Source organism: Leptolyngbya sp. NIES-2104 (assembly GCF_001485215.1).
Taxonomy (GTDB): Bacteria; Cyanobacteriota; Cyanobacteriia; order Leptolyngbyales; family Leptolyngbyaceae; genus Leptolyngbya.
Genome location: NZ_BBWW01000001.1, coordinates 950,354 through 975,923, shown reverse-complemented (window position 1 = coordinate 975,923; position 25,570 = coordinate 950,354). Strand labels below are relative to the sequence as shown.

Sequence of the window (25,570 nt, the reverse complement as noted above, 5' to 3'; positions counted from 1 at the left end):
GCTGTTTCCTGATAGATTGAGCTTTGTAGACTGTAGAGAGGCAGGGAAGATGCAGCCGAAAATCATTGTTCTCGATGATGATCCAACAGGGTCGCAAACGGTGCATAGTTGCCTGCTTCTGATGCAGTGGGATATCGAGACGTTGAGAATTGGATTGCGCGATCGAGCACCAATCTTCTTTGTTCTAACCAATACACGATCGCTGACTCCCGAAGCTGCGAAATCGGTGACTCAAGAAGTGTGCTGCAATCTAAAAAGCGCGATCGCCGAAGAATCGATCCAAGATTTTCTCGTGGTCAGTCGATCGGATTCGACTTTGAGAGGACATTACCCGATCGAGACAGATGCGATCGCCCAAGAACTCGGTTCCTTTGATGCTCATTTCCTTGTGCCTGCATTTTTTGAGGGAGGACGTACGACTCGTGAGAGTATTCACTACCTAAAAGTGAACGGAGTGGATACACCCGTTCACGAAACAGAATTCGCCAAAGATTCCGTATTTGGCTATCAGCACAGCTATCTACCGGATTACGTCGAAGAGAAAACACAGGGGCGAATTCATGCCGATCAAGTAGAGCGATTTTTGCTGGCAGAAATACGATCGGGAATTCAACAGCGACTAAGAAATTTACATGATAATCAATGCTGTGTCGTTGATTCAGAAACGCAATCAGACATGGATCAGTTTGCATCTGATGTATTAACAGTTGCATCGGACGGGAAACGGTTTTTATTTCGGAGTGCGGCAAGTCTACTGACTTCATTAGCAAATTTGGGAGCGCAACCGATTCCACAAGCAGAAATGGCACGATACGTCAGAGAAGGCAAACCTGGAGCGGTGATCGTTGGATCTCATGTGAAGAAAACGACTGAACAGCTACAGAAATTGCTCGAAGCTCCGGGAACCGTTGGGGTTGAGATTGAAGTCGCGCAACTTGCTCGATCGAACAATGCTCACGAGGCTTTATTGAAAAATGCGATCGACCAAATCAACGAAATTCACAACGCTGGAAAAACTCCCGTCGTTTACACCAGTCGCCAAGAGCTAACCTTTGACGATGCCCAAACTCGCTTAAATTTTGGTGAATCGGTTTCGACGTTATTAATGGACATTCTGCGCCACCTGCCCGCTGATATCGGTTTTCTCATTAGTAAAGGCGGCATCACTTCAAACGATACCTTAAGCAAAGGATTAGCCCTGAGAACGGCTCGACTTCTCGGTCAAGTCCTCGCAGGCGTTTCGATGGTCAGAACCGCAGAAGATCACCCTCAGTTTCCAGATTTGCCCGTGGTTCTGTTTCCTGGAAATGTCGGAGATGAAACCGCGCTCGCAACCGTTTACGATCGCTTAAACCAACACAGTTAACAACATGGAACGCATCGGATTTATCGGACTCGGCATCATGGGAAAGCCAATGGTGCAGAACTTGTTAAAGGCTAGATATAGCGTGACGGTGTTTAATCGATCGAGCAATGCGATCGAATTTCTCACAACCCAAGGCGCAACCCCCGCAACCTCTCCAAAACAAGTCGCTGAACAATCCGATATCGTCATCACTTGCCTTCCCGATTCTCCCGATGTGGAGTTCGTTGTTTTAGGTGAAAACGGCGTACTGTCTGGAGCGCGACCAGGAATGTTGTTCATCGATATGTCTACGATCGCGCCTGCAACTTCCAAAAAAATCCATTCCGAACTTCAGAAACACGATATTCAATCGCTTGATGCTCCGGTTTCCGGTGGTGATATCGGCGCACAGCAAGGAACGCTATCGATCATGGTCGGTGGGGAAAAATCCGCCTTCGATCGAGCTTTACCCGTCCTCCAAGCAATGGGTAAAAACATTGTTCACATCGGAGAAGCAGGAGCCGGACAAGTCACCAAAGCCTGCAATCAAATCGTTGTCGCAATGACCGTTCAAGCCGTTGCAGAAGCGTTAACACTCGCGAAAAAATCAGGAGTTGATCCAGCAAAAGTGCGATCGGCTTTATTGGGTGGATTTGCTCAAAGTCGAGTGTTAGAAGTCCACGGACAGCGAATGTTAGACGGCAGCTTTCAGCCTGGATTCAAGCTCGATTTGCATCGGAAAGACATGAATATCGTATTGCAGACTGGGCGAGAAGTCGGAGTGCCATTGCTAGGAAGTGGTCAGGTGACAGCACTGATGGATGCGCTGATTGCTCAGGGGAAAGGGGAACTCGACAATGCAGCGATCGCGCTTTTATACCAATTGCTCTCAAATCCATCCTAAATCACGACAGAAGATTAAAATTTTCTTTACTGCTAAATAGTTCGTTGTTTTTGCCGTATATTTACTGCTAACTACCAAAATAAATGACTATTAATACTCAGACTTAAGCGAGTGAAAAAGTTTGAGTTGTCGTATAACTTTCTTATTCACTGAGTTTGAGGTCTAATAGTGGTAACAAAACGACGACTGTGGTCTGTTTTCTTAGTCTTAATTGCTACTACAACAATAGCAGGCTGTGGTTCTACAAAACGGATTAGAGACTTTACGCAAGCCATGACAGACTATACTTCTGCTCTGGACAAACTTTTAATTGCTTCGGGTAAGCTCAGAATTGAATCAACTTCAGAGCAGTTGTTGCGGGATGATACCGATAATTCAGAGCAGGATGTTCAGCAGTATCAAAGAACTAGAGACGTTTTAGATCAACGCTTTAAGCTACTGTCAGGTTTACGTTCACATATTCGCTTATTAGGTTCGTATTTTAGTGTTTTAACTGAACTTGCCGATTCAAACGCTCCAGAGAACGCAAGCAAAAACGCAGGAGTACTGGTTGATGAAATCAAAGCCTTAAATAAAACTTTGCGCTCTAATCCTACATTTCCTGAAGCTAGATACGAAGCACTAAAGGGAGCAGCAGTACCTATTTTTAGAATCGCAGTGAGTTCTAGAATCAACAGAGCATTGCGAGAAGAACTAAACTTGCGGAAAGAAACAATTCAAAACGAACTTCTGCTTCAACAATCACTTCTAGAAGCAGTTATCGATGATACCAAAAGCGACTTAGAGGATTTGCAAGAACGCCGGGAAAACCGTATTCTTGTTCAAACTTATGGTACTGGAATAATAGATTCGGGACAGCAAGAAATATGGATCAAGCAGCGACAAGACATTTTGAGTTTACGCAACACTGTCTTTGAGCTTGAAGAAGCAAGCAAGATCGCAAAAGAATTTCGTCAGATTTACGAAGATTTTGTTCAGGGTCAATACAGCGCCGATCGTATTAAGAGCGTGACTGATCAAATGCAAGCAGTTACACAAGCCGCAGAAAAAGCGATTGAATAGTTTGGAGAAGATTAACATGAGAGTTCTTAGCCTCAATAACATGCTGAATGATTTAGAGATTTTAGAAAAAAGAATGCAAGAACCAAAAATTGATTTTTGGATTAGGCAACAAGAAAAAGAAGATCGTGCAAAGTTTAGGAAATGTCAGAGTGATCTGAGTATTCAGATTGGGAAGCTAAGAAACGCTCGAATAGAGCCACTTCTACCACAACTGATGTCAGGTGAAGATGATCTGAAGAAAGGAATTGATAAGCTGAGACGCGAGATTGCAGAACTGGATAAAATTGCTGAGGCAATTCAAGCAATCAGTAACGTGATTAATACTTTGACCAGCATTCTTGCACCATTTGTACCCAGCCCAAGCAAATAACAAACATCGTCGTCAAGTTACAAACAAGAGAATGTGAAACTCAAGAGGTGGCGAGTTGATCACTTTTATCGGTAGTTGGTTCAACTCGCGCTGTTGACCATCCTGTTTCCGCTTGTCCTAAGACATAACTCGCGATCGCTTCAATTTCTTCCTCGCTCAATCGCTCACCAAACGCAGGCATCGCATTCTTTCCATGAATCACTTGGTGGCGAATCGCTTCGATCGAGTTCATTTCATATTTTTCTAGCGCTTCTTTTCTCAAGGTTTTGTGAGAAATAATCACATTATTTCCGCCGATATGGCAGGCAGAGCAATTTGCGCTAAACAACTGTTCGCCATTGGGAGCGTCCGCATGAGCGGGAAGAATTGACACAAAAATTGCGATCGCACATCCAACGAGCGCGATCGCAATTCGAGATAAAGATTGTTGCCAATTCAAATTCATTCTCCTCAATCCTGCGCCTGTGTCGGTAAATGGCACGCTAACCTATTGTAGACCGGAGATTGAGGAGAAACACGAAGCAATATTAACCTGCAACGACAACTTTACCGACCATGCCAGCGCCCCGGTGAGGCAAGCAGTAGTAAGTATATTCACCAGCAGGAGCATCTGCGGGAATTGCGACATCAAAAGACTTCTTCGCGCCTTCCAAAGCTTTGTGGGACAGGCTAGCTGCCAAGTCAGCATTTTTGCCCGGAACCTTTGCGGCATCAAAGATCACGTTGTGAGGGGGTAATTGACCGACATCAAAATGGATCGTGTCTCCAGGCTTGACGGTCACGACTGCGGGTTCAAACACCAAACCCTTAGCGCCTCCCATCTTCACGTTGACGGTATCTGCCGAAGCGGGCGCAGCAGCGAGGAATAAGCTTCCCATCATGAGAAGAACGGCACAGAAAGCCAGGGAGAGTCCCCGGATAGCAGAAGCGATCGATTTCATAGTTTTTTCTCGGAACGACTTTGTTCTTCAGATTATTCTCACATTTTACAGCCTGTCGTACTCAGTTTGACCGTTTGTAAAACCAAAAATTATTCCAGAAATCCGTCCCTACAACTTCGTACTTCCCCACCCTTTCGCTTTCTCAGCCGCACGTAAAATAAACCCGGACAAATTCTCGACTTCAGATTGCGCTAACCAGGATTCGGGGACTTCTCGACAGAGTAACGACTCCTCGCTGCCGTCGTAGCTCATCGGATGCCGGATGAATGCCGCTAATTGCTCAACAGTATTTCGTGGGGGAGTGGCTTGTTTTAGCGCCTCTAACGAAAGCGAAACGGGCGGATTCGCGAGCGTTGCACCGCCCACATGACAGGACGCACAGTGTAATTCAAATAATTTTTTCCCTTCAAGCATATTCTCGTATGAGAACAATCGCGTTTCACCCTGCTCGTTCATTACGACTGGAACGGGGTCAGAAACTTGTAAATACTGTCTAATGTACGGGTCAACTCTTGCATAAGCAGGAAGGCTGACTGCTCCCCAGACGATAGAGGCAATACAGAAGATCAAAATTGATCGAATAGCTTGTACCAACATAGGGAGAGTCAGCCTCAATAGGGGTTTAGTAGTAGATTTTGCCGCCGCCCCATTTGTCGCCAACGACTTTGGGCTGGAGGAGAATGTGACCTGCGATCGCAACTAAGTCTTGATCAGTCAGGTTTCGCATTTCGGGGAAGGTATCTTTGCTCTTTAAGCTCGGATGCACTTCCGCGATCGAGGTCGTTCCGTCGTAGCTGGTCGGATCTTTCATGTAATCGACCAGCGAATCGATATTGTCGCGCTTCGGAGTTGCCAACGACAGCGCTTCAGGATCAAGCCCAACGTTCGGGTCGGTTTTGGTGACACCACCTGCATGACATTGGGCACAAGCGTATTGAAACAGGCGTTTGCCTTCTTTTACTTGCTTTAGCGAGAGAGTGGTCGTTCCCCCGTTGGCATCTTTTACAACCGTACGGGTTGCAGCATCAAGTTCTGCCGCGTTCGCGGACGGTGCAAACACTTGAAACGCAAAAAAGACGGTGGCAACAGCAAGCCAAAGAAATCTTTTAAGCATGGTTCTCCTTAAATGTGGCTCAGTAATCGGACATCACAACACAACAATCGATAATAGCGATCGGCAAATCGGCTTTGCTGATGATGAGAATAGACTCCTTTAATACCAATATCATGCCGCTGTGACAATACTTTCACCAATTTTCGGATTGTTTCTAATCGGGGGCGGAAGTAAATGTTTTGATGCCCGGAATTTGCACCGTGTGCGAGGACGGAATCACGGGCTGATGCAGGCGGATTAATTGGGCTAGAGTCTTTTTCAGTTGGGTACGAGGCACGATCGCATCCACAAATCCATGATTCAGCAAATATTCCGCCGTTTGAAAATCATCTGGAAGCTTCTGGCGCAAGTTTTGTTCGATCACTCTTCGTCCAGCGAATGCAATCATCGCTTTCGGTTCCGCTAAGATAATGTCTCCGAGCATGGCAAAACTCGCGGTTACGCCTCCCGTAGTCGGATGCGTCAAAACTGGAATGTAAAGCAAGCGACTTTCTCGATGGCGTTGAAGCGCTCCAGAAATTTTTGCCATTTGCATCAGGCTCAACATGCCTTCCTGCATTCTCGCGCCTCCAGAAGCGCAGACGATGACAACTGGAAGACGCTGCTGGGTGGCGCGTTCAATCAAACGGGTGAGCTTTTCACCGACAACTGATCCCATACTGCCGCCGATAAAGCGAAAATCCATTACGCCGAGAGCAACCTGGCAACCATCGATTTGACCAATCCCGGTTTGAACAGCTTCGGTGAGTTTCGTTTTCTCTTGGGTATCGCGGAGGTAATCACTGTAGGATTTGCGGGCGCGGAATTTTAGCGGATCAGCGGGGTGGATATGTTCATCGATCGCGACCCAAGTTTCTGTATCGATCAGTTGCCGAATTCGTTCTGGGCTGAAGACGCGCATGTGATGGTTACACTCTAAGCAAACCATCTGATTCGCTCTTAGATCTTTGGTATAAGTCAGCACTCCGCACGTTTCGCACTTCTTCCAAAGACCATCTGCGATCTCGCGCTCTTGGGCAGGAGAGGCTTGAGGCTCAGATTTACGTCGATTCGCAAACCAATCAAATAAAGACATGGGGTTAATCTATCCTTTTCATCGAGGGTGATAAAAGTTACTCCAGTTTTGTGAAAGCGAGTAACATGATCGCTAGTTCATTTAAATTCAATTAAAAAACGTGTCATTTTTAACAACTTGTAGAGTGCGTAGTCCGATCGCCCTTCAGATTCGAGACGTTCATCTTGACGTAAAAGCTGGTTTCTGAGCCGAGATTCTTATCCTGCTTTTAATTCATGCCCCGCTTAAGAATTTATTTCTCACGCTCCTTACTACCGTAATTTCCAGAAGCTGCGGATTGGCGCTCTTTCCATTCGCTCACTCTATTCATGGTTTTAACGGATCTTAATTTACACCCGTTAATCCTATCAAAATCTGGGAATTCTATTAGCGAGTGCCGTGGCAAGCTTAAAATTCACCTGTTGATATGAATACGTCTGTTGCTGAATTGGTTGGGTCATCCCTTCATTGCGCGATCGCGGATGATGCCCTAAAGGACGAGGATAACGCTGCTTGGGTTCTAGAACTTGATCCCGAAGTTCGACAAGCCTGGATCGAACGCATTCACTGGATTCGCTTAGCAGATCGACTTGCAGAAAGCGAATTGGTGAATGGACAACCTGGACCGTTTCAGGATTTCTACGCTGCGTGGCGGTGGTTAAAATCAACTGGAACAGTTCAACCTGCGGAAGCCCACCGCTCGTTATTTGAATCGATGCACGGTCGCTGGTTTGCACAGTCTGATCCCGCCTGTCAGCTTTCTCAAGAAGCTTGGGAGCGCTATCTGACGGCGCTCGATCGCTACAACCGAAAAAATTTGGTGTTTGAGACGATCGAGGACTATGAAACCATGCTGCGCGATTTAGCTTCGTCGTTTTTCCAGGTTTTGCCATTTTTGTCAACTCAAACTTGGCATTTAGTGGGTAGCCTTGGAGTGGTCGATCAGTTCTACAACACTTTACGAGATTTGCGCGAAGATGCTGAGCAAGGAATTTGTTATTTACCGAATGAGTTGCTTGATCGCTTTGGGGTGACTCGCAGCGAAATTTTAGAACTCAGAGCTTACGAGAATCCGGAATATCGATCGATGATGGAGTTTTGGATTTACGAATATCTGCCAAAGCTGTATCGTCGTGCGTATCCATTCATTCTGTCGCCTGATTTGCATCCGTCCTGGCAGATTTTACGAGATTGGTCACTCAATCGCTACCGCCGCATCGAACGAGTGATGCGGCACTGTGACTATGATTATGTGCGGTTTCCTCAAGTCTACTGGCAGCAAGTCCGACGCGATTTAGTTCTGTTGCTACCCTCACGTTGGGGGACTACAACGACTCCTTCTGCTCACAAAACAGTGTCGTTTGTCGATCAACGCTGCAAACTCAAGCGATTTGTCGCGATCGAGTCTCAGTGTGGTTGAGCACAAAACTCCATCCACATGACCTCCCAAACTAACTGAGACTGGACATAGGCTAAGAGTTGCTCTTTCGCTTTTTCGAGCAATCGCAGCGATCGAGCATTCTGGCTCTGTGTCCAGTACACTTGCTGCAAATAATCAATTAACCAAAGCTGCGTTTCACCGTCGATCGTTTTCGCGATCGTTCTTGCAGTCGTGAGCGCTTGCCTCAATGATTTCGGAGGCTGCATCACCGATTCTAGAACTTCGAGCGGGATCGATTCGAGGGTTTGCTGATGTGCGATCGCGGCTCCGGGACTTCCCTGAGCGAGAGATAACAACTGCGGCTTAGAGAGAATTTCCGGGTGTCCCACTTTTTTCAGAACTTGTGCCATTGACTCTACATCGAGTCGCGCAAAGGGAATTCGCTGACACCGAGACACGATCGTCGGTAAAACCGATTCGACACTGGTTGCTAAAAGAATAATCGTTGCTCGTCCAGGTTCTTCTAATGTCTTGAGTAACGCATTCGCAGCGGATTCAGGCATCGTTTCCGCTTGCTCGATGACGATCGCCGATCGCGCTGCTTCTAACGGCGGACGGCTGAGAAATTGACTAACTTCTCGAATTTGCTCTAATCGAATCATCGGCGGCGTTTTGCGCTTGACTCCTGCCGCTTCTGCCTCGATCGCGGTTAATCGCTTGCCTTGATGAAGATAAGTCGGTTCGACCCAAAGCAAGTCAGGATGATTGCGATTCAGAATGCGGGAACGAGAGGACGATAACAGCGCTTCGAGAAAACATTCTGCTGCTAATCCTTTGCCAATTCCCGCAGTTCCGACGAAGAGATAAGCGGGGGCGAGACGATCGACTGCGATCGCTCGATCGAGGAGTTCAACAGCTTGAGGTTGACCGATTAGAGAACTAAAAACTGACATCGCGATATAACAGCAGAATGAAAGCCTAGTGTAGTCTAATCGGAAACTTCATTGCCGAATTCAGACGGGCATCGGAACTTTCGCGCCGATCGAATATGGAGCCGCGATCGTAATCTCCAGCGATTCAGCTTTAACCGCCATCCAAGGCTGAGAATCAATGATGTTTGCAAATGGACTGGAACGGGGAACTTCAAGCCGAGAACTGACCACAGAAAGATTACCGATCGCTGAACTTTCAAACCGCATCAATTCTTCCGCCAGCTTGGTGTAGGTATCAAACTGTCCGCTCAGTGGCAAGAGATTAAACTGCCAAGCGTGAGTGAAATTGCAGAGAATTTGATCGCCTTGTTTAACGATCGCGCCTCCTTCCGGTTGCCAGAAAAATTGGGCATCTTCTTTTGGCAGTCCCCAAATTTCTCGACCTCCAGCGATCGAGCTTGCATCGTCCACATAGATATGAGACACCCAACCTCCGATTTTGCCGCCATATCGAACTAAACCCGGAACAGCAATAAGTTCGCCGTAGGTTAGCGTTGAGCCAGCTCCATATTTGCCGAGAAATAAACCGCCGATCGTCTTTCCAGGCAAAACTTGAACAATTTCGAGATCCTTGGGGATTGCTTTGGCAGCTTCAGAAAAATCTATGAGATGTAATGTCAGATAACCGTGTCCTTTGAGCGTCCAGGGAGCGGGTGGATGATTCATGACAGTGAGGAAGAGATTGGCGATCGTACCCTAGAAAACTCTGCTGAATTTTGCCTCTGTCTTTGGTCGCAGAGTGAAAGCCTCTCAAATTGTAGAGATACTTTCTATAAGGCTGTTCTACAGTATTCAGGAGCAATGATTTTTGAGCGTATGTCTGAGCCAAATCCGCCTGAAGAGAATATCTTTTCTGAGTTTGCCAAGGTTGTTTTGGGAACTCAGTTTGACGAGTTTAGGAAGCTTGCGGTGTCTGCTAGGACAAATTTTGTAAAACTCGTTCAAGGCGAAGTAGACGATATCTCGTTTCAGGGTCGCAACATCGTCAAAGATGATCTTCAGATTCAAGAGGTCGAAATTCAGACCGATCAAATCTCCGTTGATCCACTGAGCATCCTGCTTGGAAAAATTCAGTTAAATGAACCGATCGATAGTCACATCCGCCTGGTTCTCTCTGAGAACAATTTGAATCAAAATATGAATTCAGATTATGTTCATGGGTTTCTCAAGCCGATTGATCTCAATGTAGAAGGCGAGATTAACTCCTTAGAATTACAGCCTCCATTTAGTATCAAATTGCTCGATAATAATAAAATTCGCTTTACAGGAAATGCGAAGATTCAGAGTGCAAAAGATACACAAAAATTGGCATTTACCTCTGTAGTTTCTCCAAAAACAGAGACTCAACCTGTTCGGATGGAAACCTTCTGCTGTACGCCCAACAACGGTCAGTCTATTCCGTTCATGATCGCCTTGCTGCAATGGATGAATAACATTGTGAGCAAGCCTTATCTTGAGATTGAAGGGGTTGCTTTTCAGGTCAAAACCTTTCTGATTCAGAACAAAGAATTGACGACTGAGATCGAAATTCACGCTGCTCAAATTCCTAATTTGTAAGCTCTTTTCTCTCGCTCATTGTTATAAACTTTCATTTCATCTGTGATTTGTCGCACATCATCTGGGAACCTTAGCAAAGACAGTGATGTGAAAGACGGACTTAGGTGATGAGCCACGCTCAAGACATTGAAGTAACGCTTTTCTTCCAGAAAGGCTTATATCTCAATAAGACGAAAGCCTACGAAGCAGCGATCGCTAGCTACGAAGCTGCACTCAATCTCAAACCAGACTATCCCGATGCTTGGTATAACCGAGGCAACTCGCTCTACCACTTGGGACGATACGAACACGCGATCGAAAGTTACGCTCAAGCCATTGAATACCAACCCGGCTTCCCCGAAGCCTGGAACAATCGCGGCAATGCGCTCGATGAACTCGGACGCTACGAAGAAGCGGTCAAATGCTATGACCACGCCATTCGATATCGTGCTGACTATCATTGGGCTTGGTACAATCGTGGCATTTCGCTTCGGAACTTAGAACGTTACGAAGATGCTGTGAACAGTTACGATCGCGCAATCGAATTTAAACCCGACTACTACTGGGCTTGGTACAGTCGCGGGTTAGCACTGCGAAAATTAGGACAGCTAGCACGAGTTGTCGCGAGTTACGATCGCGCTCTCGAACTCAAACCTGATTTTGAAGAGTCCTGGACAAATCGCGGCAATGCGCTTTATCACATGGGCAACATCGACGAAGCGATCGAAAGCTACGATCGAGCCTTAGCACTCCGACCGGATGCAGCAACGATTTGGTACAACAAAGCTTGCTGTTACGCGGTTCAAGGCAAAGCTGATCTTGCTTACGAACATTTGCAGCGAGCGATCGAGTTGAGTCCCGAAGAGTATCGCGAAATCGCTCAAAGCAATTCTGATTTTGCTGCACTCCGACGAGACAATCGGTTTATGTCCCTTCTGAGTGTTCGCCCACCTCGCGAAACGTAACTGCCCGCTATGCTTCCCTCTGATGAAACTCGGTATCGAAATGTCGGTCGATCGCTTGCTTTGCTGGGTCGCTATGGGCAACACTATGCTAAATTCGAGCAGATTCTAGCGATCGATCCGGATCATCCAAATGGGTTGCTTTGTCGTGGGTACGCGCTAGAAAAATTAGGACGATATGAAGACGCGATCGCGACATTTGAACGAGTGATTTCGCTGCGTCCAAAAATGAGTTTAGCTTGGCAAGGTCGCGGAATTGCTCTAGGTCGATTGGGACAGTACGATGAAGCGCTTACCAGTTTTAATCAAGCTTTGAAACTGGAGCCAGAAGATTACCGCTGTTGGCAAAATCACGGCAAAACCTTGCTGAATTTGTATCGCTATCGAGACGCGATCGCAAGTTTTGATCGAGTGCTAGAACTCAAACCAGAAAACTACAAAGCCTGGTACAACCGAGCGATCGCGCTTTCATCGCTCAAAGATAATCGAACTGCATTAATGAATCTCAATATCGCACTCAAAATTCAGCCAACTTCTGACTATATTTGGAACTACCGAGGACAAGTTTTAGGCAAATTACATCAAATGTCTGAAGCGATCGCATCGTTTGAAAATGCTATCAGAATTAATGCTCGAAGTGCGAGTGCTTGGTATGGGAAAGCGTGTTGTTATGCAATCGAGAGAAATGCAGAGAACGCGATCGACAGTTTAGAACGTGCGATCGCGCTTTCTCCATCGATTTACTACAATCTAGCCAGTATCGACTCGAATTTCAGCTTTCTAAAAATGAACGAGCGGTTTCAAGCTCTAACTCAAATGGTCGCCCCCACTAATGCTTCTTGAACAATCAGCACTGAACAAGGCGCATGGTGCATCACATAATTGCTCACACTTCCTAAGAGAAATTCGCTCAGTCCCGATCGCCCCCTGCGTCCCATGACCACCAAATCAGCATTCCAGGTTTTCGCAATCGTACAAATAATGTCTCCTGGATCGCCGACGTGCTGAGTAAATTCGCAGCAAACCCCAGATGTAAGCGCTCTCGCATCTTTCGCCCTTAGCATGTCTAAGCCTGCGGTTTCTGCCTGAGAGAACAACTGAGCCGACGATCGCATAAAAGCTTCGTGCTGGATTGGATACAGGCTATCGACCATCGGATACATCGGCGTAGAAATGCCTTCATCGATCGGGCTAATTGCGTGAAGCAACATCACCTTTGCCTGGTTCGTTTTAGCAAGCTCGATCGCTTTTTCAAAGACGCTTTGATTGGTTTCAGCGCGATCGAGAGCGACTAAAATTCTTTGAAACATACCGATTCTCCTTATGGCTCAATCGAATGCTTGAGGCTGATGTGAAGTGAACTGTATTTAACCTCATACCTGTAGTGTAAGCTTGAAATTCACTGCAATGTCCTGGTTTTCTTGCTTCTTAACACTTTAAACGAAGTCAAACTTCCGCTAGATGAATTTCGAGGTTTGCGGCTGAGAAGATGGCAACCTATTTCAACTGATTAAAAGCAATGTTGATCGAGATCATTCGACGATCGAGCCGAAGAATCTTAACATTTTGGCGGCGAAAAGTTGGGAATCGAGTTGCACCGTTATTGACTGCGATTCGATTAACAGGATTAGTAGCGGCTGCGATCGCGCTTTGGGGATTTGCAGAACTCGCAGAAACCGTAATGCGCGATCAGACTCAAGCTTTTGATACGAGCGTTTTACTTGCAATTCAGAAACTTCAAGCTCCCTGGCTGACTCCAATCATTGTGTTCATTACCTGCATTGGCGATCCGACAATTTTACTCATCGTGGGGACGCTGATGAGTGCAGTTTTACTGATGCGACATCAGAAATCTGAAGCGATGACGATCGCATTAGGAGGCTTCGGAGCGTTAGGACTGAATCTTTTACTGAAACGACTGTTTGAGCGATCGCGTCCTGAATTGTGGTCGAGAACGGTTGAGGTGAAGTTTTACAGTTTTCCGAGTGGGCACGCGATGTTATCGATCGTGATGTACGGATTATTAGGGTATTTATTAGCCACTCGCTATCCGAAATACCGCAATCTCATCATTTTATCGATGTTGATTTTGATTGCGCTAATCGGGTTTAGTCGAATGTATTTGGGTGTGCATTGGTTCACAGATATTATTGCAGGATATGCGGCGGGGTTTGTCTGGTTAATGACTTGTGTTTTGAGTTTAGAAATCTGGCGACATCGAAAAGATTTATCGAAGCCAAAATTCTAACTTGAATCTCAAATTTGATGAGTTTTTTCGCTGTTAATCTATGCTTCAAATTTAGCAAACAGTTTTGTCAAAATAACATTTGAAAATAGAAAACCTTCTGGATCAGTTAGTTGAATTCTTTCGGGTGTAATTACAACCCAGGAGGCTCTCTCGTAGGGTTTTAAGCAGTCGAGAATTTGAGCGATCGCATTTTCCCCAAATCGCTCTACTAATTGCTCTAAGCTAATCCCTTCTTTCAATCGCAACCCAGTCATCAAACTATCTAATAAGTACTCGATTGGTTCTACTTCATTCGTTGAATGTGGCTCTTTAATCCAATCGTAATACTCTCGAAGTTTTCGAGGTCGAGAAACGCGATCGCCATTCAAATAACTCGTTGCTCCCATCCCAAAACCGTAGAACGATTGATTCTCCCAATACACTCGATTATGCTGACATTGATAGCCTGATTTCGCATAGTTTGAAATCTCGTAATGCTCATAACCAGCACCGGTCAAAGTCCGCTGAGCGATTCGATAAAGATCAGCCGTTAATTCATCTGAAGGTAAAGGTTTCTCACCGGGTTTTAACTGCTTACCGAAGGGTGTTTGTGGCTCGATCGTTAAATCATAAATCGATAAATGTGTCGGAGAAAGCGCGATCGCTTTTTCAAGTGACTGTTGCCAAATCTCGATCGTTTGATGTGGTAACCCTGAGATGAGATCCAAGCTAAAATTCTCGATGCCTGCTTGGTGAAGTAAGTCGATCGAACTGTAAATCTCTTCAACGGTATGAGTTCTACCACACGCTTTGAGAATTTCAGACTGAAAGGCTTGTACACCCAAACTAATTCGATTGGCTCCCGCTGATTTGAATCCTTTGATTTGCGATAAGTCAAACGTGCCGGGATCGATTTCCATTGAGATTTCTGCGCTTGGAAGAATTTCAAATTGTCGATCGAGCGTTTCTAAAATCTGTTGAAATTGTGAAACTGATAAAAGCGAAGGCGTTCCTCCACCAAAAAATACAGTTCTTAATGGCTCACCAAAGCGATTGGTTTGCTCAATCTCTTCACAGAGCTTTTCAACATACTGAATAATCGTTCCAGAATTATTGCCGTTGCGTTGATCGCCGACCACAGAAATTGGAAAATCGCAGTAAAAACAGCGGCGGCGGCAGAAGGGAATGTGCACATACGCGGAACTTGGAATATTAAATTCCATAACGTGAGACTTATTTTTCAAACTTGAATCGGGGATGGAATGGCAAAAGCAGCGATCGATTTCTCATAAAACGATAAACTTTGTATCACAAAACACGAGTCGAGTCGGGTAAACCCCCCATCAGATAAGCATTTGGGCGCAGGAATCGCTAGACAAGCAGGATATAATGAACCCAAGTCAAGCAGTTTGCTAAATTCAACGATTTCACACGAATTCAGAGCCTTTACCGGGTTGCTTGACTAGCAAATTTCCCGTGAGGACGCGCTTCATGCGTCTCCATCTCCATTATGCTTGACGCAATTATCATCATCTCATTCATCCTAGCAGGGGCGGGAACGGGCTTTCGAGGCATCGAAGCGTTGCCTGGAAGTGTGCTGCAACAAGTCTCAAATCCGGATGCACTGCGCTGGATTTGTGCGGGGTTCGGCGCGATTTTTGGTTTAGCGATCGGGCTAATTGCTCAGAGCGCTTTCCGGCGGCTCGAACGCCAGATCCGTCAGCTTCCAGCCTACACGCTCCTGAGTCGTGCGATCGGTCTTGTCATGGGGCTACTGGTCGCGAATCTGCTGCTGGCACCAACATTTTTACTGCCAATTCCGCCTGAGTTCTCGTTTCTCAAGCCGCTAACGGCTGTGGTCGGCAGCATTATGTTTGCGGTTTCGGGAATGTCGCTTGCGGATGTGCATGGTCGATCGCTTTTACGGTTGATCAATCCGAGCAGTGCCGAAACGCTTTTGTTATCCGAAGGCACGATCAAAGCAGCAACAACTAAAGTTCTCGATACAAGCTGCATTATTGACGGGCGGATTGCCGATCTGCTCGACACTGGATTTTTAGAAGGACAGCTACTCGTTCCACAGTTTGTCCTACAAGAACTTCAGCAGGTTGCAGACGCTTCCAATGATCAAAAGCGCGTTCGAGGACGGCGAGGTTTAGACATTCTCAATCGAATTCGGGAAAGTTACCCCGATCGCGTTGTGATTCATCCTGCCGATTACGATGATATTCCGACCGTTGACGCGAAACTCGTTCGACTCGTTCAGGAAATCAACGGAACTCTATTGACGACTGATTACAACCTCAATAAAGTTGCAACCGTTCAGAAAGCTCCGGTCTTGAATGTTAATGATTTAACGCAGGCGATTCGTCCGTCTTATCTGCCTGGAGACAGCATCGATTTGAAGATTCTGCGAGAAGGGAAAGAACCTGCTCAAGGAATCGGCTATCTCGATGATGGAACAATGGTTGTCGTCGAAGATGGTCGCAGCTACGTTGGCGGCGAACTTCAAGTCGTTGTGACCAGTTCTCTGCAAACGTCCGCAGGTCGGATGATTTTCGCCAAACCGAAAGCTTCAGCCCTCGCTTAAATTATGAGTCGAGATCGAGAAAAACCCTGTTCGCTCTGTGCAAAATCCGCTCCTGTTCTCTACCGTATTCAATACGATGAGTCCGGCGAGTGGATTTTTGTTTGTCGTGAGTGTTGGAATCGCGTGAGTCAAGATAATCCGTTCTATGTCTACGGCGGGACTTGGAAAGCGCATAAACGGTAAAATCTGCACATTGTCAGTTGTGCTTTAGAAATTCGTCTTTTACGATCGCTCTCATCCTTCACCCCTCGGTTCATGATTTTGACTCCCGACCACCTCACCAAAATTTGTCAGATTGTCCGATCGTGTGGACAACAAGCGAAAACCCTTTCCGTCCAAAATTACGAAGTCTTTCAGAAAGAGCCGGGCGATTTTGTCACAACGGTTGATCAAGCGCTCGATCGACAACTTTCCGAATTCTTCTCGAATCTGTTTCCGAACGACGGAATTATCACCGAAGAGAACGCTGAATCTCGCAAACGCTATCAAGCAAACTACGATCGACTTTGGTGTATCGATCCGCTCGATGGCACACAAGACTTCATTCACGGCGATCCCGACTATGCGGTATTAGTGGGATTGTTAGAAAATCAAACAGCGATCGCAGGTTGGGTTTACGCGCCTGAACAGGACATTCTCTACTATGGCGGAAAAGAGTTAGGGGTTTGGCAATGTTTAGGAGATCAAGCGCCAGAACCGTGTGACATTCCGAAAGTGCGTTTGGACTCGTATCGTGTGATCATCGGGGACAAGGATTTTAGAAATACGGCAAGTCAGATTTCTGCCTCGATTCCTGAGATTGAATTTTTGCGATCGCCGGGTAGCTTTGGGCTAAAAGTCATGAACGTTGTGCTGGGGAAAGCAAACGTTTACTTATATCTCAATCGGCGGGTGAAACTCTGGGATACCGTTGCCCCGCTCGCGATCGCTCACGCTGCCGGACTGGTCTGTCGCGATCTTGAGGGCAATCCAATCCAGTTCACACCGGAGGTTTTGAACCTCGAAAGTTTGGCGCATCAGCAAGCGATCGTCATCGGTCAAGTTGCGGCAGTCGAGGCACTTTTACCGCGATTGAGAGCTATTCTTGATCCCCAAATTCTCGTGTGATGTGTATCACGGATGGAAATGGGGAACGATAATATCGACCCCTCTCCCCCGTGGATCGTCCAATGCAGACTGAAGTATTCAGTGAGCTATTTCCTTTACTGGCGGCAGCAAACCCAGAAACGCTTGATTGGTTGCTTTCTGTCGCCACTGAGCATGAGTACCCAACTGGCAGAGCCGTTTTAATGGAAGATGCTTGGGGTAATGCCGTCTATTTTGTGGTTTCGGGCTGGGTCAAAGTGCGGCGGCATTCTGGCACAGGCGAAGATGTCTCAACGCTGGCGATTTTAGGTCGGGGTGACTTCTTCGGTGAGATGGCAATTTTGGATGAGTCGCCACGATCGACGGATGTAATTGCGCTTTCAAATGTGCGACTGATGAGCATTTCGGCTCAGCGCTTTATCCAGACTTTGTTTAAAGATCCACAACTCCATCATCGAATGCTGCAACTGATGGTGAGACGCTTGCGGCAGACGAATTATCGCTTTCAGTTGCGGAATCAACCTGCTGCGATCAAGCTAGTGAATACGCTGGTGAGTTTGGCTGAAAATTATGGGCAGCCTTCTGGGGCAGGAGTTGATATCTTTAACATTCCGGCGAAAGATTTGGCAGATGTGACTGATATTTCAGTCGAGGAAACGAGCAAAATTCTTGAGAAGCTTGATAGCAAAGGCTGGATTCAAGTCAATCCCAGTCAGCAAGTGATTCATCTAGTCAATCTAAAACAGTTGACTCAATTAGCAATTAAAAAGGGGTGACGATAGCACTCATTGCGGCATGATGGAGAGGAGTGTCTCATTTGCCGGAGTGAAGCGTTATGAACAAAGAAGAGTTTGAAATTGCTCGATCGCTACAGTTAGAAGACGAGTCCTCAAACTCTTCGCCGCCTCGCGCTTTGTCGATTCAGTATTCTGTCGCAATGCCTGCACCAGAGTCACACCTCTTTGAGGTGACATTGCGCGTTGAAGGCTGGGAATCACCCACGCTTGATCTCAAAATGCCCGTTTGGACTCCCGGATCGTATCTAGTGCGGGAATATTCGCGGCATTTGCAGAACTTCAAATCTGATTTACCTTCGCAGAAATTAGCAAAGAATCATTATCAGATTCAGACCGAGGGGAAAGAGTCGATCGAGGTTCGCTATCAGATTTTCGCGAATGAGCTAACGGTTAGAACGAATCACCTTGATGAAAATCACGGCTACTTTAACGGGGCGGCGTTGTTCTTTTACATTCCTGGATTTGAGAAGCAGCCGATTCGAGTGACGATCGTTCCGCCTCGTGCAGATTGGAAAGTGGTGACTGCGCTTTCTGAGGTGGAACCGAGTACGTTTGAAGCAAAAGATTTTGATACATTAGTCGATAGTCCTTTTGAAATTGGACAGCATCAAATTTATTCGTTTGAAGTGTTAGGAAAACTGCATCAATTTGTGATTTGGGGAGAAGGAAAGCTGGATATCGATCGCATTCTTCACGACACCAAGAAAGTGATCGAAGTTGAAGCGAAAATGTTTGGAGGATTGCCGTACGATCGCTATTTCTTCTTATTACATTTGACAGCGAATTCATTTGGTGGACTAGAACATAAAGATTGCTGTTCATTGATTTATTCGCGGCTTGGATTTCGAGCGAAAGAAAAGTACGATCGCTTTATTCAACTCGTCGCACACGAATTCTTTCACTTGTGGAACGTGAAGCGAATTCGCCCCAAAGCGCTCGAAGTTTTTAACTATGATGGCGAGAATTACACTCCGTCTCTTTGGTTTAGTGAAGGCACAACGAGCTTTTATGATTTAGCGTTTCCGTATCGTGCAGGAATCTACGACGCGAAAGCTTACTTGAATGCTTTAGGTCAAGAAATTTCTCGCTATTTAACGACACCAGGACGTTTAGTACAACCTCTGAGTGAATCGAGTTTTGATGCTTGGATTAAGTTGTACCGACCTGATGCAAACAGCGCGAATTCTCAGATTTCTTACTATCTCAAAGGTGAGATGGTTACGTTGCTACTTGATTTAGCAATTCGGATTAAGCATCAGAATCAGCGATCGTTCGATGATGTGATGCGAATTATGTGGCAGCAATTTGGGAAAGACGAAATCGGGTTCACACCGGAGCAATTGAAAACGACGATCGAATCAGTTGCTGGATTTGATTTGACGAATTTCTTCGATCGATATCTTCACGGCACAGAAGAATTACCATTCGATGAGTATTTAGCAGGTTTCGGATTGAGACTGAAATCGAATGCGGACAATCCGAACTTAGCGCCGCTCACTGGAATGACGGTGAAGTCTGAAGGTGGACGAGAAATGATCAAGTTTGTGGAAACGGGTTCGCCTGCTCAGAAAGCCGCGATCGATTCAGGCGATGAACTGCTTGCGATCGACGGATTGCGAGTCGGTTCTGGACAATTTGAAGAGCGATTGAAAGACTATCAACCGGGAGATACGATCACTGTCACTGTGTTTCATGGAGATGAATTGAAACAGCGATCGCTTGTCTTGGGACAACCACGGGCAACGAGTTATTTGATCGACTTTATTGAGAATCCTTCTACTGTTCAGCAGCAAAACTTTGAACAATGGCTTGGTGTTTCGCTGACTTCCGTTTCACGCTAAAATCAGGCTTAAGGAGAAAAATAGTGATTACAACTGCCCCAAAAGAAGTTCTGGCTCCAATTCAGGAACAACCTTCTAAGCCATTTACCCTGGAGGATTTTATTGCAAATCCTCCACAGGACATGGAATGGGTCGATGGCGAATTAGTTGAGAAAACAGGAATGACGGTTAAGCATGGAATTGTGCAGGGTCGAATTGGCAGATATTGGAGCGATTATGCTGCTATTCATGAACCTGGTGGAGAAGCTTCACCTGAACTACCTTGTAGAACGCTGAAGCAAGGAAGACGACCTGATGTTGCTTATCTGCCTCCCGTTGTTCTCACTCAAACTAGTCAGCTTCAAACTGCACCTCAAAGCTATCCTTTGATTGCAGAAGTCGCTTCACCAACTGACGATGCAGAGGAATTATTTGCCAAAGCGATCGAATACCTGGAATCCGGTTGCGAAGAAGTCTGGCTCGTCTTCCCTGAAGCTAAATTAATCATGGTCAAAACGATCGATCAATCTTGGCAGGTTTTTAGCTCAGGACAAACGATTTCGACTCAGAAAGTTCTCGTTGGTTTTAGCATTGCAATCGATCAAGTATTTGCTTGAAAACTGAGAATACCCCGATCGCCATCGATTTCGGCTGGAATTCCGACAGGTAAAGCAGCATTCTCGCCATCGTGACCGAATGGCAAGTCGGTAACAATTGGAATTCCTAGATCAGAAAGTCGATCGCGTAAAACTTCTTCGACACTGAAACTTGGAACATTCGCAGGCGGATCACATTGACTAAATCGACCGATCGCAATGCCGCGAATGTGGCGAAACTCTCCACACAAGCGCCATTGAGTTAACATTCGATCGATACGATACGGAGCTTCGGTGACATCTTCGATCGCTAAAATCACGCCAGAAAAATCCGGTTGCCAAGGTGTACCCAATAGATGTGTTGCAACGGTTAGATTGGCAGGAAGCAACAAGCCGGAAGCCTGACCATCTCCCCAACCTGAGCCTTGAAGTGCAGGAAGAGAACGACCTTCGACCCAATCAAATAAGCGAGTTTTTGACCAATCGGGTTCAGATGTGATCGTGGTTAGCAATGGTGCATGAACACCAGAAATTCCTTGTTCTGCGTATGCCCACAGCAAGCTAGTAATATCTGAAAATCCAATTAACCATTTCGGTTCAACGGCTGGAAATCGCCATTTTTCGAGTAGTCTTGCGCCACCCCAACCGCCACGAGCACACAAAATTCCGCGACAGTTCGGATCTTTGAAAGCCGTTAACAATTGAGTGCGGCGATTTTCATCAGTGCCAGCCAGATAGCCCTGTCGATCGTCAAATCCTGGCATCAATTCAACCTGATAGCCTCGCTGTCTCCAAACTTCAATGCCTTGATTGAATGCGGTAAATTCGCGCAGTGTGCCACTGGGAGCAATCACATGCAGGAGATCACCGGGTTGGAGTGGGGCGGGAGGTTGACAGCGCTTCATGAGGGTAAATTGTGCGATTGTACAATGCGATCGAGCCAAATTTCCAGACGCTTGCCCATTGCTGATAAAGAGTATTCGCGCTCAGCATCTAGACGGCAATTTGCACGATCGATCTTTTCTAACTTAGAAATCGCTTCAACTAATCCAGTAATACTATCTGGCTCAACTAACCATCCCGTTTCACCTTCTTTTACAATCTCTGCTGGACCTCCTCGACGATAAGCAATCACCGGAACACCACAAGCTAACGCCTCGATCGCAACATTTCCAAACGCTTCAATCCAATGTGGAGTCATTAACAATGCGCGAGATTGTCCTAAAGCTTGCTGTAAGTCTTGCGTCGAGAGAAAGCCGCAGTACTCAATTGGTGCATTCGGATAGTTCGATCGAACATGATTCCAGTACGTTTTATCTTGAATCACACCCCAGATTTTCAGCGGAATTCCAAGCTGTTGAACGGCGGCGACTGCATCTTCTAGCCCTTTTTCGGGAGCAATTCGACCAACCCAAGCTAAATGATTGTTTGGGGTTGAATTGAATTGGTATTGAGATAGATCAAAGCCATTCTTGAGATTAAAACAGCGATCGCGAAACGAAAATGTATCCGCTTGAGCGAGACTGTGAACTGCGATCGCATTTGGAAACTGTTCAGCAACTTCGCCGATAATGTGATCCATTGCATCAGTCAGCGAACCCATGCTCACTAAATGCGCGATCGGACAGTCAAAGAATGGGGTGAGGTAAAACGGCAACCAATCGTAAGCAAAGTTAATAATCACATCATACTGGTGTTGAACTTGACGCGCATAGTTCCAGCAGTTACTGAGTACTGAATTTGCAGGTAAGGTAATCGGTGCATCGCGTCCTTGAGATTGCGCTGTAATTTGGAGATTGCCGGGAATTTGGACGAGCGGAATTCCGTCTAAGACTGAGCCTTCAGGAGCAACGACCGTGACAGCATGACCGAGATTGATGAGCGATCGAGCAATATTCGTTAAGGTCAGTTCAACACCGCCACCGAGTCCAGATCCGATCGCACCAACTGGAGTCGAGAGTAACAAAAGATTGAGCTTAGGAAGTTGAGACACAGCCTTGATGTGAAATGAGCTTGCTTATTTTACAAACATTTAAGCAAATTAAAAATTTCCGTGATCAAATCGGCTTCCTCCGGAAAGCTGAACAACAATGATGAATTCAAGGAAGCTTGCTCATCCTTGCAGAAAACTGCATCGTATCTACTGGAATGGACAGGTAGGCTAAGTGTGGTGTTCTTGAAATTAAGATAACGATACATTCACCTATAGGTTGGATTAGCTATGTACCGCCTTACTTTGGAATGGCAGGAAGACAATCGCAACTGTTCACAAACCGTATCATCCCAAGATCAAACAAAACAGGGTGGAACGATTCGGATCGGACGCGATCGAGAACGTTGTGATCTCGTGTTACACCATCCCGATCGCAGCATCGAAAGAACGGTTTCCGGTCTGCACATTGAACTGTTCTGGAATGAGGCAGCCCAGCAGATTTATCTTCGGAATATGACTCGCGATCGCATTCCACCGAATCCCGTAGTTGTTGATGGACAAACTGTAATTGATCAGGAGCTTCCGATTGCAGAAAACAGCAAAATTAAACTCGGAAAAATGACACTTCGAGTGAAGCTTCTTCAAATAGACTCACAGCAAACTCCACAGAAGGAAGCGGTTCAAGCCCCTCGATTTGTTTGCAAATGTACAAATCCTAAAGGCGCACATATTCTTCCGGCTGATTATTCGTTACTTACCTGTCACTGCGGCTATCAAGTGCTCGGTGCCACGATGATCGATTACGTCATTCCTCAGGCTTAAGTGTATGCAAATTCAATTCACTTGGGATGATCCCATCACTGAAGAACAGCAGCAATACCAATTCGAGACTCCGATCGCAATTGGTCGAGAGATAGACCAGCTTCCTAAAACAGAGAATGGTCAACCTGTTTCTCAACTCGTGCTGCTCGATGCCAATCGCAAAATTTCTCGATTTCATGCTTGGATTACCGTTGAGCAAAACCAGTTGATCGTGGAAGACCGAAGCGCGAATGGTTGCTCGTTGAACGGCGAAAAATTTCAAGGTCAGCAACGCTTGATTAATAGTGGTGATGTTCTGCAAATTGGTGGTTATGACATTACTTTAACGGTTCTGCAACCGATGTCACAGCCGACGATCGCTGAACCGAAATTACCCACGATCGTCACTCCGCTTTCTCAGGTCGGGGCTGTTCCTCAAGATGCAGCGCGACCGTCTACGATTATTTTTAATCCTGAAACGGATGCCATTCAAACCCAGATTAAGCCTCCAACTCCTGCACGTTCATCGTTTCCGCCTGAGTCATTGTTTGCGGCTGAACGGGTCTCGGTTTCTGCACTTCACGCTTCTGGATTTCCGATCGATGAAATTGAATACGCCTCGATCGGGGGCGGCATGGGCAGCTTCGTGTTTACCGATATGCTGCGGATTTCTGGTGTGAAATCTGAGCAAATTGCAGTATTGAGCATTCAGGAAAAGCCGTACAAGCGGTATGAAACACTGTTGCGAAATTGTCAGATTCCCAGATACAAGCGAATTCGATCGGGGTCAGATTCTTGCCCTGACAATATCTGGGGCTTTCCAGGATATGCACTGAGGGATGCTTGTCGATCGATTAGCACGGGACAAGTCGGATCTGCATTCGGATTTTTATGGCAAGTTTTCGCTGAACCGATCGCTGATACTTACACACCGAGAGCCAGAGACGTTTTTGATTCAATGGATCGCGAAGCAGCACGAATTAGCTGGGATCGGATGTGGCGGTATGGCAGTGTGCGGAGCATTCGGAAAACCGAGGATGGACGCTATGTGATTGCATATTCTGCAACTCGTCCGCCAGGTGCACCAAACTATCGATTTTTAATTGCTCGATATATTCATCTTGCAACTGGCTATCCGGCATTGAAACTATTGCCAGATTTACAACACTATCGAGAAACAACAGGCGATTTGAAATCAGTCGTTCAAGGATATGAACCGCATGATCATATTTTTGAGCATTTAGAAAAGCATGGTGGAACATTGTTAGTTCGTGGCTTTGGAATTGTGGGATCGCAGATTCTCGATCGCGTTTACGAAGCTCGGAAGCAGAATCCGAAAATTACGATCGTGCATCTTAGCCGCACGCACAAAAAAGGCAATCGATTCGGAGTCGCGAAACGGTATGTTGAGAACCAGTGGGAGTTTCAGCCGTTTAACTGGCCCAAAGCGACTTGGGGTGGAGATATGCGATCGCGCTTAGAATCGTCTGATCCACTCAAACGGCGAGAACTGTTAGAAGCTTGGGGTGGGACGACGACAGCAAGCCGTCATCGCTGGCGACAGATTGTGAAACAAGGCATTCAAGAAGGATGGTATGTTCTCAAATTCGGTCAAGTGGAAAAGGTCGAACGGAGTCCGGATGGCAAGCCGATTACTTATGTGAAAAATCGTGACTATCCTGGCTTTGACAAGATTGAAGCAGATTTTGTCATTGACTGTACGGGGTTAATTTCAGACCCGAAAGACAATCCATTGCTAGGAGATATGATCACGCATTACAATCTCGACCTTAATCCTCAAGGACGATTGCACGTTGAGAATAGCTTTGAAATTAAGAAAATGCGGAACGATCGCGCTCGCATGTATGCCGCCGGGATCATCACACTCGGTGGACCTTATGCACCTGTCGATACCTTCCTGGGTTTGCAGTATGCCGCTCATCGAGCCGTGGAAAGTTTGGCACGATTCCGCGCCCCGAATGTGCGATTTATTGTCGGATTGCGATCGGTGTTTCAATGGCTCAAATGGTCAGCAAATCAAGCACCTTAGTTGTTTTTA

The 25,570-nt window shown here is 46.2% G+C and carries 29 protein-coding genes; 17 read left to right on the top strand and 12 right to left on the bottom strand.

Annotated features, from left to right (window positions below; translation table 11 throughout):
• Nucleotides 1–49 precede the first annotated feature (49 nt).
• From NIES2104_RS04495 to NIES2104_RS04480, 4 genes are all read left to right on the top strand, one after another.
• Nucleotides 50–1,366: a four-carbon acid sugar kinase family protein gene (locus NIES2104_RS04495; protein WP_059001560.1), complete on the top strand. Its 1,317-nt coding sequence runs from the start codon at nucleotides 50–52 to the stop codon at nucleotides 1,364–1,366.
• 4 nt (nucleotides 1,367–1,370) lie between these two features.
• A complete protein-coding gene (locus NIES2104_RS04490; RefSeq protein ID WP_058996146.1) occupies nucleotides 1,371–2,249 on the top strand; it encodes a 2-hydroxy-3-oxopropionate reductase in 879 nt (292 codons plus the stop codon).
• Nucleotides 2,250–2,417: 168 nt separating this feature from the next.
• Nucleotides 2,418–3,311, top strand: a complete 894-nt coding sequence (locus tag NIES2104_RS04485; RefSeq protein WP_156426863.1) for a hypothetical protein — start codon at nucleotides 2,418–2,420, stop codon at nucleotides 3,309–3,311.
• Between the two features lie 40 nt (nucleotides 3,312–3,351).
• Nucleotides 3,352–3,681 (top strand): hypothetical protein, encoded by a 330-nt coding sequence (locus tag NIES2104_RS04480; protein ID WP_156426862.1) that lies wholly within the window; start codon nucleotides 3,352–3,354, stop codon nucleotides 3,679–3,681.
• A gap of 40 nt (nucleotides 3,682–3,721) precedes the next feature.
• On the opposite strand, the gene petJ is transcribed toward NIES2104_RS04480, so the two are convergent.
• The 6 genes from petJ to accD form a co-directional block, all read right to left on the bottom strand.
• Nucleotides 3,722–4,126, bottom strand: a complete 405-nt coding sequence (gene petJ, locus NIES2104_RS04475) for a cytochrome c6 PetJ (RefSeq protein WP_058996140.1) — start codon at nucleotides 4,124–4,126, stop codon at nucleotides 3,722–3,724.
• An 82-nt stretch (nucleotides 4,127–4,208) separates the two neighbouring features.
• On the bottom strand, nucleotides 4,209–4,562 hold the full coding sequence (petE, locus tag NIES2104_RS04470; protein ID WP_263970912.1) for a plastocyanin: 354 nt from the start codon (nucleotides 4,560–4,562) through the stop codon (nucleotides 4,209–4,211).
• A 168-nt stretch (nucleotides 4,563–4,730) separates the two neighbouring features.
• Nucleotides 4,731–5,219: a photosystem II cytochrome PsbV2 gene (psbV2, locus tag NIES2104_RS04465; RefSeq protein WP_058996136.1), complete on the bottom strand. Its 489-nt coding sequence runs from the start codon at nucleotides 5,217–5,219 to the stop codon at nucleotides 4,731–4,733.
• A 25-nt stretch (nucleotides 5,220–5,244) separates the two neighbouring features.
• Nucleotides 5,245–5,736, bottom strand: coding sequence for a photosystem II cytochrome c-550 (gene psbV / locus NIES2104_RS04460; RefSeq protein WP_058996134.1), 492 nt, complete (start codon nucleotides 5,734–5,736; stop codon nucleotides 5,245–5,247).
• A gap of 8 nt (nucleotides 5,737–5,744) precedes the next feature.
• Nucleotides 5,745–5,876 (bottom strand): hypothetical protein, encoded by a 132-nt coding sequence (locus NIES2104_RS33335; protein ID WP_263970911.1) that lies wholly within the window; start codon nucleotides 5,874–5,876, stop codon nucleotides 5,745–5,747.
• 14 nt (nucleotides 5,877–5,890) lie between these two features.
• The gene (accD, locus tag NIES2104_RS04455; protein WP_058996132.1) at nucleotides 5,891–6,811 is read right to left on the bottom strand and encodes an acetyl-CoA carboxylase, carboxyltransferase subunit beta; all 921 of its coding nucleotides are present in this window, start codon (nucleotides 6,809–6,811) and stop codon (nucleotides 5,891–5,893) included.
• A gap of 406 nt (nucleotides 6,812–7,217) precedes the next feature.
• Between accD and NIES2104_RS04450 the strand changes: the two genes are divergently transcribed.
• Nucleotides 7,218–8,210 carry a squalene/phytoene synthase family protein gene (locus NIES2104_RS04450; RefSeq protein WP_058996130.1) on the top strand — a complete coding sequence of 331 codons (993 nt, stop codon included), beginning with the start codon at nucleotides 7,218–7,220 and terminating at the stop codon, nucleotides 8,208–8,210.
• Here the strand turns inward: NIES2104_RS04450 and NIES2104_RS04445 are convergent.
• Nucleotides 8,198–9,124: a DNA polymerase III subunit delta' gene (locus NIES2104_RS04445; protein WP_058996128.1), complete on the bottom strand. Its 927-nt coding sequence runs from the start codon at nucleotides 9,122–9,124 to the stop codon at nucleotides 8,198–8,200. The two genes, NIES2104_RS04450 and NIES2104_RS04445, sit on opposite strands and share 13 nt — an antisense overlap.
• Nucleotides 9,125–9,184: 60 nt before the next feature.
• Nucleotides 9,185–9,829, bottom strand: coding sequence for an acetoacetate decarboxylase family protein (locus NIES2104_RS04440; RefSeq protein ID WP_058996127.1), 645 nt, complete (start codon nucleotides 9,827–9,829; stop codon nucleotides 9,185–9,187).
• Between NIES2104_RS04440 and NIES2104_RS04435 the strand changes: the two genes are divergently transcribed.
• The 3 genes from NIES2104_RS04435 (at nucleotide 9,821) to NIES2104_RS04425 (ending at nucleotide 12,504) form a co-directional block, all read left to right on the top strand.
• Nucleotides 9,821–10,720 (top strand): DUF2993 domain-containing protein, encoded by a 900-nt coding sequence (locus NIES2104_RS04435; protein ID WP_082689928.1) that lies wholly within the window; start codon nucleotides 9,821–9,823, stop codon nucleotides 10,718–10,720. The genes NIES2104_RS04440 and NIES2104_RS04435 overlap by 9 nt on opposite strands.
• Before the next feature lie 107 nt (nucleotides 10,721–10,827).
• Nucleotides 10,828–11,664, top strand: a complete 837-nt coding sequence (locus NIES2104_RS04430; protein WP_058996123.1) for a tetratricopeptide repeat protein — start codon at nucleotides 10,828–10,830, stop codon at nucleotides 11,662–11,664.
• Between the two features lie 9 nt (nucleotides 11,665–11,673).
• A complete protein-coding gene (locus NIES2104_RS04425; protein WP_058996121.1) occupies nucleotides 11,674–12,504 on the top strand; it encodes a tetratricopeptide repeat protein in 831 nt (276 codons plus the stop codon).
• Here NIES2104_RS04425 and NIES2104_RS04420 read toward each other — a convergent pair.
• Entirely contained in the window at nucleotides 12,474–12,971 is a 498-nt protein-coding gene (locus NIES2104_RS04420; RefSeq protein WP_058996119.1) for a universal stress protein, read from the bottom strand. The genes NIES2104_RS04425 and NIES2104_RS04420 overlap by 31 nt on opposite strands.
• Nucleotides 12,972–13,180: 209 nt before the next feature.
• On the opposite strand from NIES2104_RS04420, the gene NIES2104_RS04415 reads away from it, so the two are divergent.
• The gene (locus NIES2104_RS04415; RefSeq protein WP_058996117.1) at nucleotides 13,181–13,909 is read left to right on the top strand and encodes a phosphatase PAP2 family protein; all 729 of its coding nucleotides are present in this window, start codon (nucleotides 13,181–13,183) and stop codon (nucleotides 13,907–13,909) included.
• 38 nt (nucleotides 13,910–13,947) lie between these two features.
• Here the strand turns inward: NIES2104_RS04415 and hemW are convergent, their stop codons facing one another.
• A complete protein-coding gene (gene hemW, locus NIES2104_RS04410; protein ID WP_058996114.1) occupies nucleotides 13,948–15,111 on the bottom strand; it encodes a radical SAM family heme chaperone HemW in 1,164 nt (387 codons plus the stop codon).
• Between the two features lie 287 nt (nucleotides 15,112–15,398).
• Between hemW and NIES2104_RS04405 the strand changes: the two genes are divergently transcribed.
• The 6 genes from NIES2104_RS04405 (at nucleotide 15,399) to NIES2104_RS04380 (ending at nucleotide 20,798) form a co-directional block, all read left to right on the top strand.
• Nucleotides 15,399–16,478, top strand: a complete 1,080-nt coding sequence (locus NIES2104_RS04405; RefSeq protein ID WP_058996112.1) for a PIN/TRAM domain-containing protein — start codon at nucleotides 15,399–15,401, stop codon at nucleotides 16,476–16,478.
• Nucleotides 16,479–16,481: 3 nt separating this feature from the next.
• Nucleotides 16,482–16,661 (top strand): hypothetical protein, encoded by a 180-nt coding sequence (locus NIES2104_RS04400; RefSeq protein ID WP_058996110.1) that lies wholly within the window; start codon nucleotides 16,482–16,484, stop codon nucleotides 16,659–16,661.
• 72 nt (nucleotides 16,662–16,733) lie between these two features.
• The gene (locus NIES2104_RS04395; protein ID WP_058996108.1) at nucleotides 16,734–17,585 is read left to right on the top strand and encodes a 3'(2'),5'-bisphosphate nucleotidase CysQ; all 852 of its coding nucleotides are present in this window, start codon (nucleotides 16,734–16,736) and stop codon (nucleotides 17,583–17,585) included.
• Between the two features lie 62 nt (nucleotides 17,586–17,647).
• On the top strand, nucleotides 17,648–18,340 hold the full coding sequence (locus NIES2104_RS04390) for a Crp/Fnr family transcriptional regulator (RefSeq protein ID WP_058996106.1): 693 nt from the start codon (nucleotides 17,648–17,650) through the stop codon (nucleotides 18,338–18,340).
• 59 nt (nucleotides 18,341–18,399) lie between these two features.
• The gene (locus tag NIES2104_RS04385) at nucleotides 18,400–20,202 is read left to right on the top strand and encodes a M61 family metallopeptidase (protein ID WP_058996102.1); all 1,803 of its coding nucleotides are present in this window, start codon (nucleotides 18,400–18,402) and stop codon (nucleotides 20,200–20,202) included.
• A 23-nt stretch (nucleotides 20,203–20,225) separates the two neighbouring features.
• A complete protein-coding gene (locus tag NIES2104_RS04380; RefSeq protein ID WP_263970910.1) occupies nucleotides 20,226–20,798 on the top strand; it encodes a Uma2 family endonuclease in 573 nt (190 codons plus the stop codon).
• Here the strand turns inward: NIES2104_RS04380 and NIES2104_RS04375 are convergent.
• Together NIES2104_RS04375 and NIES2104_RS04370 are read right to left on the bottom strand one after the other, a co-directional pair.
• On the bottom strand, nucleotides 20,783–21,682 hold the full coding sequence (locus NIES2104_RS04375; RefSeq protein WP_058996100.1) for an LD-carboxypeptidase: 900 nt from the start codon (nucleotides 21,680–21,682) through the stop codon (nucleotides 20,783–20,785). The genes NIES2104_RS04380 and NIES2104_RS04375 overlap by 16 nt on opposite strands.
• The gene (locus tag NIES2104_RS04370; RefSeq protein ID WP_058996098.1) at nucleotides 21,679–22,770 is read right to left on the bottom strand and encodes a glycosyltransferase family 4 protein; all 1,092 of its coding nucleotides are present in this window, start codon (nucleotides 22,768–22,770) and stop codon (nucleotides 21,679–21,681) included. Before NIES2104_RS04370 ends, NIES2104_RS04375 begins: the two co-directional genes overlap by 4 nt.
• A gap of 228 nt (nucleotides 22,771–22,998) precedes the next feature.
• Here NIES2104_RS04370 and NIES2104_RS04365 point away from each other — a divergent pair, with 228 nt between their 5' ends.
• Entirely contained in the window at nucleotides 22,999–23,532 is a 534-nt protein-coding gene (locus tag NIES2104_RS04365) for an FHA domain-containing protein (RefSeq protein ID WP_058996096.1), read from the top strand.
• Between the two features lie 4 nt (nucleotides 23,533–23,536).
• A complete protein-coding gene (locus tag NIES2104_RS04360) occupies nucleotides 23,537–25,561 on the top strand; it encodes an FHA domain-containing protein (RefSeq protein ID WP_058996094.1) in 2,025 nt (674 codons plus the stop codon).
• Nucleotides 25,562–25,570 lie beyond the last annotated feature (9 nt).

Excerpts from the sequence above, each read along its gene's own strand:
- NIES2104_RS04495 (WP_059001560.1), top strand. The coding sequence starts at position 50 with ATGCAGCCGAAAATCATTGTTCTCGATGATGATCCAACAGGGTCGCAA.
- NIES2104_RS04490 (WP_058996146.1), top strand. The coding sequence starts at position 1,371 with ATGGAACGCATCGGATTTATCGGACTCGGCATCATGGGAAAGCCAATG.
- NIES2104_RS04480 (WP_156426862.1), top strand. The coding sequence starts at position 3,352 with ATGCTGAATGATTTAGAGATTTTAGAAAAAAGAATGCAAGAACCAAAA.
- petJ (WP_058996140.1), bottom strand. The coding sequence starts at position 4,126 with ATGAATTTGAATTGGCAACAATCTTTATCTCGAATTGCGATCGCGCTC.
- petE (WP_263970912.1), bottom strand. The coding sequence starts at position 4,562 with ATGATGGGAAGCTTATTCCTCGCTGCTGCGCCCGCTTCGGCAGATACC.
- psbV2 (WP_058996136.1), bottom strand. The coding sequence starts at position 5,219 with ATGTTGGTACAAGCTATTCGATCAATTTTGATCTTCTGTATTGCCTCT.
- psbV (WP_058996134.1), bottom strand. The coding sequence starts at position 5,736 with ATGCTTAAAAGATTTCTTTGGCTTGCTGTTGCCACCGTCTTTTTTGCG.
- accD (WP_058996132.1), bottom strand. The coding sequence starts at position 6,811 with ATGTCTTTATTTGATTGGTTTGCGAATCGACGTAAATCTGAGCCTCAA.
- NIES2104_RS04450 (WP_058996130.1), top strand. The coding sequence starts at position 7,218 with ATGAATACGTCTGTTGCTGAATTGGTTGGGTCATCCCTTCATTGCGCG.
- NIES2104_RS04445 (WP_058996128.1), bottom strand. The coding sequence starts at position 9,124 with ATGTCAGTTTTTAGTTCTCTAATCGGTCAACCTCAAGCTGTTGAACTC.
- NIES2104_RS04435 (WP_082689928.1), top strand. The coding sequence starts at position 9,821 with ATGATTCATGACAGTGAGGAAGAGATTGGCGATCGTACCCTAGAAAAC.
- NIES2104_RS04440 (WP_058996127.1), bottom strand. The coding sequence starts at position 9,829 with ATGAATCATCCACCCGCTCCCTGGACGCTCAAAGGACACGGTTATCTG.
- NIES2104_RS04430 (WP_058996123.1), top strand. The coding sequence starts at position 10,828 with ATGAGCCACGCTCAAGACATTGAAGTAACGCTTTTCTTCCAGAAAGGC.
- NIES2104_RS04425 (WP_058996121.1), top strand. The coding sequence starts at position 11,674 with ATGCTTCCCTCTGATGAAACTCGGTATCGAAATGTCGGTCGATCGCTT.
- NIES2104_RS04420 (WP_058996119.1), bottom strand. The coding sequence starts at position 12,971 with ATGTTTCAAAGAATTTTAGTCGCTCTCGATCGCGCTGAAACCAATCAA.
- NIES2104_RS04415 (WP_058996117.1), top strand. The coding sequence starts at position 13,181 with ATGTTGATCGAGATCATTCGACGATCGAGCCGAAGAATCTTAACATTT.
- hemW (WP_058996114.1), bottom strand. The coding sequence starts at position 15,111 with ATGGAATTTAATATTCCAAGTTCCGCGTATGTGCACATTCCCTTCTGC.
- NIES2104_RS04405 (WP_058996112.1), top strand. The coding sequence starts at position 15,399 with ATGCTTGACGCAATTATCATCATCTCATTCATCCTAGCAGGGGCGGGA.
- NIES2104_RS04400 (WP_058996110.1), top strand. The coding sequence starts at position 16,482 with ATGAGTCGAGATCGAGAAAAACCCTGTTCGCTCTGTGCAAAATCCGCT.
- NIES2104_RS04395 (WP_058996108.1), top strand. The coding sequence starts at position 16,734 with ATGATTTTGACTCCCGACCACCTCACCAAAATTTGTCAGATTGTCCGA.
- NIES2104_RS04390 (WP_058996106.1), top strand. The coding sequence starts at position 17,648 with ATGCAGACTGAAGTATTCAGTGAGCTATTTCCTTTACTGGCGGCAGCA.
- NIES2104_RS04385 (WP_058996102.1), top strand. The coding sequence starts at position 18,400 with ATGAACAAAGAAGAGTTTGAAATTGCTCGATCGCTACAGTTAGAAGAC.
- NIES2104_RS04375 (WP_058996100.1), bottom strand. The coding sequence starts at position 21,682 with ATGAAGCGCTGTCAACCTCCCGCCCCACTCCAACCCGGTGATCTCCTG.
- NIES2104_RS04365 (WP_058996096.1), top strand. The coding sequence starts at position 22,999 with ATGTACCGCCTTACTTTGGAATGGCAGGAAGACAATCGCAACTGTTCA.
- NIES2104_RS04360 (WP_058996094.1), top strand. The coding sequence starts at position 23,537 with ATGCAAATTCAATTCACTTGGGATGATCCCATCACTGAAGAACAGCAG.